Raw genomic sequence first — 14,687 nt, forward strand, 5'->3', positions numbered from 1 at the left:
CTATGTCCAAAAATTATTTAAGTAAAGGCGCTAAAAAACGCGCCGTATGGCTGCGTTGTTCTTGGCAGATTTCTTCCGGTCTGCCGCAGACTAATATTTCACCGCCGCCACTGCCACCTTCTGGACCTAAATCTACGATCCAGTCAGCAGTTTTTATGACATCGAGGTTATGCTCGATAATCACTATGGTATTACCTTGATCTCTAAGCTTATTTAAAACTTCTAGTAAATGCTTAATGTCATGAAAGTGCAGGCCCGTTGTCGGCTCATCAAGAATATATAAGGTTTTGCCTGTACTGCGTTTTGATAGCTCCTTGGCCAACTTAACTCGTTGTGCCTCACCACCTGATAAGGTGGTGGCGGCTTGACCAAGACAGATATAACTCAACCCGACATCTAACAAGGTTTGCAATTTACGTTGAATGGCTGGGACTGCCGCGAAAAAGGCCAACGCATCTTCCACTGTCATATCCAATACTTCATTAATATTCTTACCCTTGTATTTTACCTCTAGGGTTTCACGGTTGTAGCGCTTACCAGCACAAACATCGCAAGGGACATAAACGTCAGGTAAAAAGTGCATTTCTACCTTGATCACCCCGTCACCTTGGCAGGCTTCACAGCGGCCACCCTTGACGTTAAAGCTAAAGCGGCCCGGCTTATAACCGCGGCTACGCGCTTCTTGTGTGCCAGCGAATAAATCACGAATACCGGTAAAAATGCCGGTGTAAGTCGCAGGGTTAGACCGGGGAGTTCGTCCAATTGGACTTTGGTCGATGTCGACCACTTTATCGAGATGCTGCAATCCACTGATGCTCTTGTACGGAGCTGGCGTCGCCAAGCTTGCGTTGTTCAGGGTTTTTTGTGCAATACGGTAAAACGTATCATTGATCAGGGTGGATTTCCCTGAGCCAGACACCCCTGTCACACACGTCATGACGCCAATGGGGATAGCGAGGTCTACTTTTTTCAGGTTATTACCACTGGCCCCTTTTAGCTTGATCCACTTTTTGGTTAATGGGGTCCTTGTGGCTGGCACGGCAATGCTTTTTCGACCACTTAAGTAATCGGCTGTAAGTGAGTCTTCACTTTCTAGTATTTGCTGATAACTGCCCTGGGCGACAACATGACCGCCGTGAACACCCGCGCCGGGACCGATATCAATAATGTGGTCTGCGGTGCGAATAGCATCTTCATCATGCTCGACCACTAATACCGTGTTTCCTAAATCGCGCAAGTGATTTAAGGTTGCGAGTAGCCTCTCGTTATCTCTTTGATGTAGACCTATGGAAGGCTCATCCAGTACATACATGACGCCCACTAAGCCGGCTCCGATTTGGCTGGCGAGGCGGATCCGTTGGGCTTCTCCACCCGATAGGGTTTCAGCACTGCGTTCAAGGCTTAAGTAATTCAAGCCAACATTGACCAAAAAGCTCAATCGTTCGATGATTTCTTTGAGGATCTTATCGGCAATTTGACCACGTTGGCCGCTAAAGTTGAGCTGGCTAAAGAAACTGGCCGCTTCACCGATCGACATGCTGGCCACTTGCGGCAAGTTCGTATTTTCAACAAACACATTACGCGCTTCTTCACGCAAGCGACTACCGTGACAACTTGGACAGGGTTGGCTATTAAGGTACTTGGCCAGTTCCTCACGAACGGCATTGGATTCGGTATCTTTATAGCGCCGCTGCATATTGGGGATCACGCCTTCAAATGGGTGTTTACGAACCACGACGTCCCCGCGGTCATTCATGTATTTGAATTCAATCTCTTGAGTTCCGCTACCGTGAAGTACCGCTTGTTGTGCTGTTTTATCCAGATCGCAAAAAGGCATGTTAACGTCGAATTGGAAGTGGTCAGCAAGGGAAGTGAGCATTTGAAAATAGTAAAAATTCTTCTTATCCCAGCCCTTAATCGCGCCATTAGTTAAGCTATTTTGGGGGGCAGTGAGTACTCGCTCACTATCAAAAAATTGCTCAACACCTAAGCCATCACAGGTGCCACAGGCACCGGCCGGATTATTGAATGAGAAAATACGAGGCTCTAATTCTTGCATACTGTAGCCACAAAGTGGGCAGGCAAAATTGGCCGAGAAAATCATTTCTTCTTGTTCCGGCGCATCCATCCAGCTGATGATCGCGGTGCCTTCCGATAAGCCCAGTGCTGTTTCAAATGACTCGGCTAAACGTAGCTGTAAATCATCACGCACTTTAAAGCGGTCGATGACCACTTCTATGGTGTGCTTTTTATGTAAATCTAAGGTCGGGGGATCGGAAAGGTCGCATACTTCACCATCGATACGGGCTCGAATAAAGCCCTGTGCCGCTAAGCCTTGTAAGGTTTTAACGTGTTCACCTTTGCGCTCTTTGACCACAGGTGCGAGTAACATTAATTTACTACCAGCAGGTAATTCCAACACCTTATCGACCATCTGGCTAATGGTTTGGGCATTCAGCGCAATATCATGAGTAGGGCAGCGAGGCTCACCGACACGGGCGAATAAAAGACGCAAATAGTCGTAAATTTCGGTGATGGTACCGACAGTAGAGCGAGGGTTGTGTGACGTTGACTTTTGCTCAATTGAGATGGCAGGAGACAAGCCTTCAATATGGTCTACATCGGGCTTTTCCATTAAAGATAAAAACTGGCGCGCATAGGCAGATAATGATTCAACATAACGACGTTGGCCTTCGGCATATAAGGTATCAAATGCCAATGAAGATTTGCCTGAACCCGATAAGCCAGTGATCACCACAAGCTTATCTCTGGGGATGGTTAGATTGATATCTTTTAAGTTATGAGTGCGTGCGCCTCTGACTTCAATGTTTTCCATGTTGCCACTCTGTAAACAAAATCAAACCCTAAGTATCGCACAGTGTTAACTGTATGAATAGACAGTTGTGGTTGCAATTTGCCTCCCCACAGAGCCAACGCGATGCCTAAACAAAAAAAGCCAGCATCCTTGCTGGCTTTTTAATGTTAGTGATAAAGATTAAATATATTCTCTTGCCCAGCTCACCGCTTGCAATCGATTTTTAACTTTTAGCTTTTTGAACACATTGTAAAGATGAGACTTAACCGTGTGCTCACTTAAAAACAAGTTATCGGCGATCTGCATGTTTGATGCTCCCGTCATCACTTGTTTCAATATTTCCACTTCACGACTGGTCAGTTTTGCGTAAGGCTGGTACTGACGGTGTAGTCGGGTACGTAGCGTTGCGAGCTGTGAGGTCATGGTTGAGCGGCTAAACCAGTATTCACCGGCAAAGACACACTTGATGCCTTTGATTAGTTGCTCTTGATCTGCCGATTTTTGGAAAATGCCTACGCATAACGGCCAAGCTTGTAGCAATTGTGTTTCTAACTCTGGGTCAGTATTGAAAAGAATAATGCTGGTGTTGGTGGTCCATTGATTGATTTCATGGTGCCAGTCTTGCTCATTTGCGCCTGAAATGTACTGCAAATTTGCAAGTAGAAAGAATTCGGTATCCGCCTCTTGAGTAATACTCAATTGTTCTGGTCGGCTTACCAATTCTACCTCTACAGCCAGTTTTAACTTTAGAAAATGAACCAGGGCAGCCGACTCGATAGAGTCTTCTGAGATGAGATATAAATGCTGTTTTTTGTTCATAATGTCTTTCCCTGATAGCTTTTCAGCGCGACTAGACTAATACATCTATCAAAATTAAGTGAAGCATGAAAAAAGTATTAGCCTTGTCATATCAGCTGTCAATACCGAATAGCGCTTTGTTATTTGGCTTGTTTATAACCAATTAGATTACATAAAATTATTTTTTTTAACAATTTTTTGGTAGATATTTATTGCTGATGTGCAACTTGTTTCACTATTTTGACTGGTGTAGTGGGTTTCGATTTTGTTTTTTCTCATGCTAGCATCCCGTGCTATTATCCCGCTTCCTGTTTTTTAGCCAAAAAGTTTTGATGAATCAGACCGCATTAAATGCAACTGAAAAGCGAGCTTCTATTAGTCTGGCCATGGTATTTGGCTTGAGAATGCTTGGCTTATTCATGATCATGCCAGTGTTTGCTTATTACGGCCAATCCCTAGAAGGATACTCGCCTTTATGGGTTGGGCTAGCGATAGGGGCTTATGGCCTCACTCAAGCCTTGTTTCAGATCCCCATGGGTATTTTATCTGACCGCATTGGGCGCAAGCCTGTTATTGTCATGGGCCTATTGATCTTTGCCTTGGGAAGCTTAATTGCTGCCTGGTCTGATTCTGTCTATGGGGTGGCCTTGGGTCGCGCAATCCAAGGACTCGGTGCCATTGCCAGCGCTATTTTAGCGTTAGCTGCAGACACTAGCCGTGAAGAGCAACGTTCTAAGGTGATGGCGACCATAGGCGTTTCAATTGGCCTCGCGTTTGCTGTGGCCATGGTTGTGGGTCCTATTGTCACCCAGTTCATCGGATTAGCTGGTTTGTTTTATTTTACCGCGGTGATGGCTTTATTGGGGATCGTGATCGTCAGGTTTTCGGTGCCGAATGTGACACATAAAGCGCCGCCAGGTGACACGGTTGCGACGCCAAGATTACTCAAATCTTTGCTTGCTAAGCCAGAACTGCTGCGCTTAGATGCGGGTATTTTCATTCTGCATCTGACGTTAACTGCCATGTTTGTGGTGTTGCCACTCAAACTAGTGGCGGCAGGAATGTTGGTCGAGCATCATTGGATGCTATATTTTCCTGCGCTGATCCTTTCCTTTCTATTTATTGTGCCCATGCTGATTTATGGTGCGCGCAAACAAAAAAATAAGCAGCTATTTATCTTTTCTATTATGCTAATGGCGCTTAGCCTGTTGTTATTAGCGTTGCAGCAGAGCCCACTTTGGTTGATCTTACTCGCCGTATTTTTGTATTTCACCGCATTTAACTTCTTAGAGGCCTCCTTACCTGCATTTATCTCTATGCTGGCACCCGCAGGCGCCAAAGGCACGGCCATGGGGGTTTATTCAACCAGCCAGTTCTTAGGTGCATTCCTTGGCGGTGTGCTGGGGGGTTATGCCTATAATTATTTTGGCGACCAAGGTTTGTTTATCCTTATCGCAGGTTTAATGTTATGCTGGATGGTTATTGCATTGGGAATGAGTAACCCAAGCCAGATTCGTAACCATGTTTTTTCGGTTGACCTATCAGATAGTCAGCGTGCGCAAGTGCTGACACAACAACTGGCCAAGTTACAAGGCGTATTAGAGGCGGTTGTGGTTGTCGAAGAGCATGCAGTGTATTTAAAAGTAAAACATACAGAGTTTGAACTTAATCAAGCCCAAGTGCTGATTAATAGTGGAAATTAACGGGAGTTGAGATTATGGCCACTCGTGGAGTGAACAAAGTTATTTTGGTTGGCAACTTAGGTCAAGATCCTGAAGTTCGCTACTTACCTAATGGTGGTGCGGTGGCTAACATTACTATCGCGACCTCTGAATCATGGCGCGATAAAGCGACCGGTGAGCAGCGTGAAAAAACCGAATGGCACCGTGTGTCTTTGTTCGGCAAACTGGCTGAAGTTGCTGGGGAATATCTACGTAAAGGTTCACAGGTTTACATTGAAGGTCAATTGCAAACGCGTAAATGGCAAGATCAGCAAGGACAAGATCGTTACACCACAGAGGTTGTTGTACAAGGTTATAGTGGCGTAATGCAAATGCTAGGTGGCCGTCAAGGTGGTCAGCAAGGTGGCCAAGGTGGATATGGCCAACAAGGTGGCCAAGGCAACTATGGCGGTCAAGCCAATCAGGGGCAAGGTGGCCAGCAAAGTTGGGGTCAGCCGCAGCAACCTAATATGGCACCGCCTTCACAACCATCACCTCAGGGCGGCTATAATCAAGCGCCTCCAGCACCTGCGCCACAATCAGCCCCACAAAAGCCAGCTGCACAACCTAGCTACAATGAGCCGCCAATGGATTTTGATGACGATATCCCGTTCTAGGTTAGAATTTTAATAAAGAGTAAAGACAGATTTCAGGCCGCAGTCATGCGGCTTTTTTGTGCCTTATTGTTCACGCCGCTGTTTGTGTAACTCGGACCACTTCAAGCCGAATTTGGCTAGGTATTTTTGCAGTCTGGTCGAGTCATTGACTTGCGCCTTCTTCTCTCGGCTCTTATCGAATAATTCACGCCCTGCAGAGGCCATATTATGATGGCGTAAACAGACAGTGAGCACATAGTTCAGTTGGTGTGCATCAAATTGATCAAGCTCGGCGATGCTTTGCTCGTTCAGGTAATCACCTAATCTATTTATCGATTTTAATGCAGTAGGATTTTGCCAACAAAGTCGCAACCTTGCTATCTCTTCTTCTACATCGTCGAGTGTGATTCTTGACGAATCGGCTAAGGTGCACAGACGGGTAATGGCAGAGCTTAAATCGCGAAAGTTCCCTGACCAGATAGCTTCGCCCGACATGGCAAATTTTTCAAAGGTTAACCTCGCTTCCTTGTTAAAACGAACTTGTCGCCCATGCTTTTGCGCATATAGGCTTATCTCATAATCGATATTGGCAGGCAGATCTTCTTTACGTTCAGTCAGGGCTGGTAATTTATAGGTCCACAGGTTGATCCTAGCGAATAAGTCCTCACGAAACATACCTTTGGCTATTTCGGCTGCTAACTCCTTGTTGGTTCCAGCGATAAGCTGGAAGTCACTGCTGACGGTTTTGTCACTGCCAACTGGGTGAAAGGTTTTATTTTCTATAGCATGCAAAAGCATCGCTTGCTCTTCTAAACCAAGCTCACCAATTTCATCAAGGAATAATATGCCTTGATTAGCCGTGAGTAGATATCCATTTCGCTCTTTTTGCGCGCCGGTAAATGCACCTTTGGTATGGCCAAAAAGCGCCGCCATGGCGTTTTCGCCCTTTAATGTGGCACAGTTGACGCTGACTAAATCTCCTTTAATCATTGAGCGGCGTTTCTTCAGTTGAAAAATGCGCATAGCGAGTTGGCTTTTACCGGCGCCAGTTGGGCCCGTGAGTAAAATCGGGTCGTTAGAGCGAATCGCCACCTTTTCGACTTGCGATATAAGATGATTAAAGTTGGCATTCTTAGTTGCGATTCCGCCTTTTAAGAATGCCTTACCTTCTAAATGTTCCCGATCAAAGCGTGTGGCGAGTTGGTCATATTTAGATAGATCTAAGTCTATGATATGCACTCGGCCGATGGACTTATTGGTGGCATATTTATCCGGAGATGTTTGAATCAGTCGACCAGGAAAGTGGCGGCTTTCAGTCAATAAATAGCTACATATCTGTACAACATGAGTGCCTGTTGTGATGTGAAATAGATAATCACAGTGTTCTGTATCAAACGCTTGTTGTTGGCACCAATCATAAAGCTTGGCATACACTTCTTCAAAATCCCATGGATCACGAAAGTTTAGGTTATGTAGGGTGACGGTTGTTTCTGGTGAGACACTTTCAATATCAACCGCCACATTGTTAGCAAGGCGCTCAGAGTGATTGTCATGCAGCATATGCAAATGATCTATGACTAAATCATCTTGGCTACACAAGCTAATGTTGGGCCGCCAGCGAGCCCAGCGATCAACGCGCTTACCGACAAAATCTAGCTTTGTGCCAATCAAACTGACCGCAATGGTTTTCTTTCTATTCATAACTTACTGGTTATCTATATGGATATAAATATATCCTTAAGGTTACTTTTATGTCTTTCGGTGCGCTAGCTTAAAATTGCTTCATTTTGCTGATCGGTTGTTTTTTTATTTAAATTCAGTTGTTTATTTGTATTTTAATTATTTTTTATTCAGTTGGCACGCAACTTGATATCTATAAAGTGCTGGCCATTTAGGTAGTGACTCAACCATCACTCCGGTGCACTGAACGTTGTGACTGTGTATTCCAAGCCCAGCATACATTTAAGTAGCTCAATGGTAGAGCAACGGTTTTCCGTACGCGGAGGTTCGAATCCTTCCTTAAATGCACAGGTAGCTCAACGGTAGAGCCGCGGTCATGCCGCTTGTTGTGGGTTCGATTCCCACCCTAATAAACCAAAAGCGAAAACCAAGGTTAGCAAGCCGAGGTTGCCTATGGCAGGTAAACGTAAGAGATAAAAAGTTAACAGCAAGCCGGATGCTCCCTGTTAATGGCAAACCTCAAACCTTTGCATGTTAAGCATTGCCCCCTTGCTAACAACACCCTGGTTTCAATAAGGAAAAGACATGTTTAGAACGACTCAGGTAATTTCAGAAAATGAACGCGTACTCGTGTTTAAAAATCAAGTGATGAAGGATGTACTGCTACCGGGCAAGCATCAGCTCTGGGATCTGAAGCAAGAGCTTAACTTTATTCGATACGATATCAATGAACTCTTTTTTAGTGAGCCCAACGCGGAGCGTTTGTATCGCGATCATGACGTATTAAAGCCACATATTTTCTATCGCAAGTTACAGCCAAGTGAAGTGGGTTTACTTTATATCAATGAGCAATTAAGAGGCATTGTTGCACCGGGTGAGCATTTATATCTTTGGCAAGATGCGGGGGATATCCGTTTGGATACCTTGACCATAGATCAAAACATCGAAGTGGATGAACAACTGATGTTTTTAATTAAGCGAGCGGGGGCGAACAGTGCATCGCGATTAATTCGCAGTGTTCATAGCGTAGCGAGTAAGCCCATTGCCGAAGTGGTGGTAGCAAGAGAGCAGGTTGGTTTGTTGTATATCGATGGCCGGTTTAGCCAACGCTTATCGCCAGGGCAATACGCTTTCTGGCAGTTTAATCATGCCATTGAACTCAAGACCTTAGATTGTCGAACTCAGATGATAGAGATATCGGGGCAAGAGATCTTAAGTAAAGATCGCGTGACCTTGCGTATTAACCTTACCGCCAGCATCAAGATCAGGGATGCTGAGTTGGTGGCGACAAGCGTCGAGAAGGTCGACGAGTTTATTTATAAAACCTTACAGCTTGCGCTGAGAGAGTCGGTTGGTACTAAGGCGTTAGACGATATCCTGTTAGACAAACTTTATGTTAACGAAACCGTCAAGGAGCTAGTGGCCGGGCAACTTGAAGCCATCGGCGTCACTCTGGCTAACGTGGGCGTAAAAGACATTATTTTACCGGGTGAAATGAAAGCGATTTTGAATCAAGTGGTAGAAGCGCAAAAAGCGGCTGAAGCGAATGTGATCAAACGGCGTGAGGAAACCTCAGCGACGAGAAGTTTACACAATACAGCCAAGGTAATGGAAAACAACCCAACCTTAATGCGTTTAAAAGAATTGGAGGCCCTTGAAAAAGTGGCAGACCGTATTGGCAGCTTAACCGTGTTTAATGGCCTAGATGGACTGACTAACGGGCTGATTAAAATAGGTTAATTGCAAATTTACTGAGAATGAAGAAGTGCTCAAGCTCAGCTTGACGAGCAGCAAACAGAATGAATAGGAAAGACCATGTGTAAAAATTATAACGTAATTGAACAGGAAGGAATGGCAACCATCAAGGCATGGACTAAGGGGGTGCCTTTTGAAGAGCAAGCGCAACAACAGTTAAGAAATATTGCCGGTATGCCATTGGTACATTCTCATATCGCCGTGATGCCTGATGTGCATTTGGGTAAAGGGGCCACCATAGGAAGTGTGATCCCTTCGGTTGATGCCGTGATTCCTGCGGCGGTTGGGGTTGATATTGGCTGCGGTATGGTTGCGACAAAAACCACCCTGACGGCTAGTCAGTTGCCTGATAATTTGGCGGGTATTCGCCACGCATTTGAATCGGCTGTGCCCCATGGCCGCACTCCAACGAGTCGCGGCCGCACCGATAGAGGGGCGTGGCATAACATTCCTGATGTGGTTGCAGGCGAATGGCAAAAGTTAGCGACACGCTTTGAAAAAATATGTGCTAAGCATCCTGCGATCCGTAACTGTAATCACGTGAATCATTTGGGAACCATGGGAACGGGTAATCACTTTTTAGAGCTGTGCTTAGATGAAAACGATGCGGTTTGGATCATGTTGCATTCAGGTAGTCGCGGGGTAGGGAATCGAATTGGGACCTACTTTATCGAATTGGCCAAGAAAGAAATGCAGCGTCACCAAATTAATTTGCCCGATATGGACTTAGCTTATCTTTCAGAAGGAAGTGAATACTTTGATGACTATGTCGAGGCGGTGGAATGGGCGCAAGATTTTGCTGCCAAAAATAGAGAGATCATGATGTTTAATGCCATAGCCGCCTTGCGTAAGCAACTGCCTGTTGACTTCTCTACCGCTGAGCTCGCTGTGAATTGCCATCACAACTATATCTCGCGAGAGCATCACTTTGGTAAAGACTGTTTTGTGACTCGAAAGGGTGCAGTGAGAGCACAAAAAGGCGAAATGGGGATCATTCCTGGCAGCATGGGTGCGCGCTCATTTATTGTTCGTGGGCTTGGCAATCCAGAGAGTTTCAATAGTTGCAGTCATGGTGCGGGTCGGGTGATGTCGCGAACACAAGCGAAAAAAGTGTACAACGTAAAGGATCAAATTGAGGCGACTCGCGGAGTTGAGTGTCGCAAAGATGAAGCCGTGATTGATGAGATCCCACATGCATACAAAGATATAGATAAGGTGATGGCCGCGCAGCAAGACTTGGTTGAGGTGGTATATACCTTGAAGCAAGTGGTGTGTGTCAAAGGATAAGGAAAACAAGATGTCTTGGTTAGTGATAGATGGTGCCCAAGGAGAAGGCGGAGGACAAGTGTTACGCACGGCGATGACCTTGTCGGTATTAACACAAACGCCCATTGAAGTGATCAATATTCGCGCGAACCGAAATAAACCCGGCCTGCTGCGCCAGCATTTAACGTCAGTCAATGCGGCACGAGAAATCTGTAACGGCACATTAGAGGGAGGCGTTTTAGGTTCGTCGCGAATCAAATTTTCCCCTGGCAAAGTCAAATCGGGTGATTATCACTTTGTTATCGGTACGGCGGGAAGCACAGTGCTCGTTTGTCAAACCATATTACCGTTACTTGCTCTTGCTGATTCCCCTTCTAGGGTGACATTTGAAGGAGGAACACATAATGGTATGTCGCCGTCCCTTTGTTTTTTTAATGAGTCTTACTTGCCCGTGCTAAAGGCAATGGGCCTGAATTGTCGTGTACAGATCTCGAGTCTGGGCTTTTATCCTGCGGGTGGCGGCAAGTGGCAACTGACCGTAGAGCCAACGATGTCGCTTAAACCCGTTGAGCTGCTCACGTCGGTTGAGGCAGTGGGTCAAATTCAAAAACAAGGGCATTTGAGTGCTCTGATGAGTGCCTTGCCGGATGTGATTGGCCAAAAAGAAGTGACCGAAGCAAGAAAGCTACTAGGCTGGGATGAAGCCACTGCCGATGTCTTGCGATTTAAAACCAATGGGCCAGGAAATAGTTTCCAGGTAAAGATAAAAGGTGCACTACACACTAGCTTATTTGAGCAAGTCGGTCAGTTCGGTGTGTCGGCCGAGCGGGTGGCTAAACGTTGTGTTGGCCGTGTTAAGAAGTTTTTAAAGGCGGAAGTCGCGGTGGAGCAGCATTTAGCCGATCAATTACTCGTGCCTATGGCTTTGGCTGGTGGCGGGCAGTTTACGACCACTCAACCCAGTTTACATATGACGACCAATATCGACGTAATTAAGCAGTTTTTATCCATCGATATCAATGTAGTCGAAGTCGATAGCGGATTTTGGCAGGTCAAGGTTGGTTAGCGAGATGAATTATGCAAGGTACTAAAATGGATACGAAGAGGGTTGTCAGCGCCGACGTTATTAAGCCCAGCGTCAAGGCGGAGATAATGCGCCGAATTGCCAAGGCGGAGCAAGAACATGATGTTAAGGTGTTGTTTGCTGTGGAATCGGGTAGTCGGGCTTGGGGATTTGCTAGTCCAAACAGTGATTATGATGTGCGCTTTATTTATGCCCATCGTCAGGAGTGGTATCTCACCCTAGATCTTGAAAGTAAAAGAGATGTGATTGAATACCCCATAGTCGATGAAATCGATATTAACGGCTGGGATGTGCGAAAAGCCCTTAAGCTATTATGTAAGTCTAACCCATCCTTTATTGAGTGGCTTCACTCACCGATTGTGTACGTGGATGATGGTGTGTTTGCCAAGCAAGTAAGGGAGCTACTCCCTCAGGTAGTTTCTTCACAGAAAGGTATTTACCATTACCTGCACATGGCTCAGGGGAATTATCGTGGTTATTTGAAGCAAGCACGTGTGCCATTGAAAAAGTACTTTTACGTACTCAGACCCCTGTTGGCCATTATGTGGTTAGAAAGGTACCAGCAGCCTGCGCCAATCGAGTTTGATGTGTTAAGGCAGCTGATATCAAACAATAGCGCGCTAGATGAGGCGATTAGTGATTTGGTGGCGAAAAAACGTCAAAGCGCTGAAAAAGAATACGGGACGAGTATTCCTATCATTAATCAGTTTATTGAAGCTGAGTTGGCAAGGAATCTGGCGCCTGTTTCACGCCATAGGGATCCAGAAGCTAGCTTCGCGCAATTGAATGCGTTGTTCCAATGCACTATTTGTCATCCAGCGGAAAAGGTTGTCGCTTGAGCCTTGTATCATAAGGCTAATACGTGCTTATTAAAGTGAAATTACACTAGCTCTTAAAAACTAATTTAGGTTGGTTGGGTCGCACCTGTAAATTCAGCTGTAACAGGGTTTGTGCGCCTGCGATCCCATCGACATCGAGGGTTTGCTGCTGCTGGAATAATTTCAAGCTACGTTCAAGCTGGTGATCAAAGGTATCGGTGACTTGAGTTTGTTTGGGATCAAGCTGCGCTAAACTTTCACTTAACCAAGTGACAGCAGGGCCTTGATCGCCTCGTTGCAAGGGACCGTCAAAGTGCAGTGGTGCTTTCCACAGTAAGGTGAATTCTCCCTGCCAGTGGCGCGTGAACCAATCTTCACTGACTCGAATATGTTGGCCTGCGATGAGTAACTCAACGCCACGGTAGATTTTCGCGAGAGTGACATAATAGTCTTGTTGATTCGGATCACGCATCTTCACTACCACGGGGTGATTCATTTTTTTTAGCTGTGCTATGTTTGCATGGCTTGCTTGAACACAATGTAAACCAACAATGCTCCCCGTATCACAGTCTGCTCGTTCGGCGGGTAACGAATATCCCCAGATTTGATATAAGCTTTGCATGGCGGGGGCCATGCTATGGCTTTGTGCGATGAGTTTATTCAGAAATTCCCTTTGCTGGTCGTGGGAAGGCTTGTCTTTGCCCTCGTTTTGCGTGTTGCTAGATAGGCTCTGGTTTTGCTGTTGCGACGCGGCTAATGAGGGCGTGACCGACATCGCTTGCCATGAGGGGATAAACCAAGAGTTGTTTTGACTTAGTTGGGTCAATGCGGGTGGCGTGGAGGTGGGTGTTAAGCCGATAATAGCGCTGCCAATGACAGCCCCCAGCGCTAACGCTGATATGGCTTCTTGGTAAGGCTCTAGCAACTGACGCCACACTCCCTGATGTTGGATCCCTTGCAGCTCATTGGCAACTTGGCGAACCATGCGAGCAGAGACTTGATGTTTACCTTGCGCAAAGGCGGCCAACATGGATTGATCACAAATCAAATTAACTATGCGGGGGACGCCATTACTGTGTAATTGCAACTCCTTCAGTGCCATACGGCTAAACACCTTGAAGCGGCATCCCGCCACCTTTAAACGGTGCGCGACATAGTGGCAAATATCTTGATAGTTAAGTGGCAATAAGTGGTAACGCGTGTTGATTCCCTGTGCCAAGGTGAGTAATGACTCTTGGCGTAATAATGCTAATAGTTCGGGCTGGCCGATTAACACCACCTTTAATAGCTTTTGATCTCGATACTCGATTTGTGTGAGTAACTTTAACAGCTCAAGGGAAAGGGGGGTCAATAATTGCGCTTCGTCAATCAATAAAACCGAATGCAGCCCCTGTTGGTGATTGTGATTGAGGTAGTCGGTTAGCAGCTCGAATAGGCTTTTTAGATCGTCTTGGCCAGCGGTATAAGGAATAGCAAACTCGTCACAAATGGTTTCGAGTAACTCAATTTCATTGACGGAGGGATTCAGAATGTAAGCCAGGGCTGTTTGGTCGTTCAACTGGCTTAGCCAAGTTCGACAGACGGTTGTTTTACCTGTGCCTACTTCTCCTGTCAGCAATACAAAGCCACCCGTCCCGCCAGGCAGGCTGTACATTAAGTGAGTTAAGGCTTGCTGATGGCGCTCACTTAGGTAGAAATAATCGGGTGCGGGGACAATGGAAAACGGGTTTTCACTGAGCCCAAAAAAGTCAAAATACATCCTAGACCTACATCCTTGAAGCAATACGCGGATCCATGCGTAAAATAAAGCTCAATCAATTCGGAATGTTCGGTAAGGATTTTACTGAGTTGTTAGTGATATTGGAATCATTAGCGAGAAAATGACATAAATTTGTCTATTTTTCACACGAAAACGCCCAGCGATAGCTGGGCGAATCATGTTTGCAAGTGTGCTTTGCAGGCAAAGAACTAATTTTCAGGTACTTGAAGGTATTTTTCACGTGTATCTGATTCTGTGATTTCTTCGGCTTTTACGCCTAACTGCTCACACGCTTCTTCAAAGCTTACACCACAATGACACATCAAAACGTCGATGGCAGGTAAATATGCATGCATCTTTATATCTCCCTATATGTTACGACTATGTTATGCAGT

The 14,687-nt window shown here is 45.8% G+C and carries 11 protein-coding genes and 1 tRNA gene; 7 read left to right on the forward strand and 5 right to left on the reverse strand.

Annotation, left to right across the window (positions count from 1 at the left end):
• Window positions 1-13 precede the first annotated feature (13 nt).
• Window positions 14-2,836 carry an excinuclease ABC subunit UvrA gene (gene uvrA, locus K6Y21_RS12535; protein WP_233072190.1) on the reverse strand — a complete coding sequence of 941 codons (2,823 nt, stop codon included), beginning with the start codon at window positions 2,834-2,836 and terminating at the stop codon, window positions 14-16.
• Between the two features lie 159 nt (window positions 2,837-2,995).
• Window positions 2,996-3,634 carry a LuxR C-terminal-related transcriptional regulator gene (locus tag K6Y21_RS21285; RefSeq protein WP_285229744.1) on the reverse strand — a complete coding sequence of 213 codons (639 nt, stop codon included), beginning with the start codon at window positions 3,632-3,634 and terminating at the stop codon, window positions 2,996-2,998.
• Window positions 3,635-3,945: 311 nt separating this feature from the next.
• Between K6Y21_RS21285 and K6Y21_RS12545 the strand changes: the two genes are divergently transcribed.
• On the forward strand, window positions 3,946-5,316 hold the full coding sequence (locus tag K6Y21_RS12545; RefSeq protein ID WP_233072191.1) for an MFS transporter: 1,371 nt from the start codon (window positions 3,946-3,948) through the stop codon (window positions 5,314-5,316).
• Window positions 5,317-5,330: 14 nt separating this feature from the next.
• Entirely contained in the window at window positions 5,331-5,951 is a 621-nt protein-coding gene (locus K6Y21_RS12550) for a single-stranded DNA-binding protein (RefSeq protein ID WP_233072192.1), read from the forward strand.
• 63 nt (window positions 5,952-6,014) lie between these two features.
• On the opposite strand, the gene rtcR is transcribed toward K6Y21_RS12550, so the two are convergent.
• Window positions 6,015-7,631 (reverse strand): RNA repair transcriptional activator RtcR, encoded by a 1,617-nt coding sequence (rtcR, locus tag K6Y21_RS12555; protein ID WP_233072193.1) that lies wholly within the window; start codon window positions 7,629-7,631, stop codon window positions 6,015-6,017.
• A 259-nt stretch (window positions 7,632-7,890) separates the two neighbouring features.
• Between rtcR and K6Y21_RS12560 the strand changes: the two genes are divergently transcribed.
• From K6Y21_RS12560 to K6Y21_RS12580, 5 genes are all read left to right on the forward strand, one after another.
• A tRNA-OTHER gene (locus K6Y21_RS12560) sits at window positions 7,891-7,956 on the forward strand.
• 239 nt (window positions 7,957-8,195) lie between these two features.
• Window positions 8,196-9,350 carry a slipin family protein gene (locus K6Y21_RS12565; RefSeq protein ID WP_233072194.1) on the forward strand — a complete coding sequence of 385 codons (1,155 nt, stop codon included), beginning with the start codon at window positions 8,196-8,198 and terminating at the stop codon, window positions 9,348-9,350.
• Window positions 9,351-9,425: 75 nt separating this feature from the next.
• Window positions 9,426-10,652 (forward strand): RtcB family protein, encoded by a 1,227-nt coding sequence (locus K6Y21_RS12570; RefSeq protein ID WP_233072195.1) that lies wholly within the window; start codon window positions 9,426-9,428, stop codon window positions 10,650-10,652.
• A 10-nt stretch (window positions 10,653-10,662) separates the two neighbouring features.
• Window positions 10,663-11,697, forward strand: coding sequence for an RNA 3'-terminal phosphate cyclase (gene rtcA / locus K6Y21_RS12575; protein WP_233072196.1), 1,035 nt, complete (start codon window positions 10,663-10,665; stop codon window positions 11,695-11,697).
• A 26-nt stretch (window positions 11,698-11,723) separates the two neighbouring features.
• The gene (locus K6Y21_RS12580) at window positions 11,724-12,554 is read left to right on the forward strand and encodes a nucleotidyltransferase domain-containing protein (RefSeq protein ID WP_233072197.1); all 831 of its coding nucleotides are present in this window, start codon (window positions 11,724-11,726) and stop codon (window positions 12,552-12,554) included.
• Window positions 12,555-12,600: 46 nt separating this feature from the next.
• Here the strand turns inward: K6Y21_RS12580 and K6Y21_RS12585 are convergent, their stop codons facing one another.
• Window positions 12,601-14,292, reverse strand: coding sequence for an ExeA family protein (locus K6Y21_RS12585; RefSeq protein WP_233072198.1), 1,692 nt, complete (start codon window positions 14,290-14,292; stop codon window positions 12,601-12,603).
• Window positions 14,293-14,501: 209 nt separating this feature from the next.
• On the reverse strand, window positions 14,502-14,648 hold the full coding sequence (locus K6Y21_RS12590; RefSeq protein WP_233072199.1) for a hypothetical protein: 147 nt from the start codon (window positions 14,646-14,648) through the stop codon (window positions 14,502-14,504).
• Window positions 14,649-14,687 lie beyond the last annotated feature (39 nt).

Origin of the sequence: Motilimonas eburnea, assembly GCF_021295345.1 — a bacterium.
GTDB lineage: Bacteria > Pseudomonadota > Gammaproteobacteria > Enterobacterales > CBDFNC01 > Motilimonas > Motilimonas eburnea.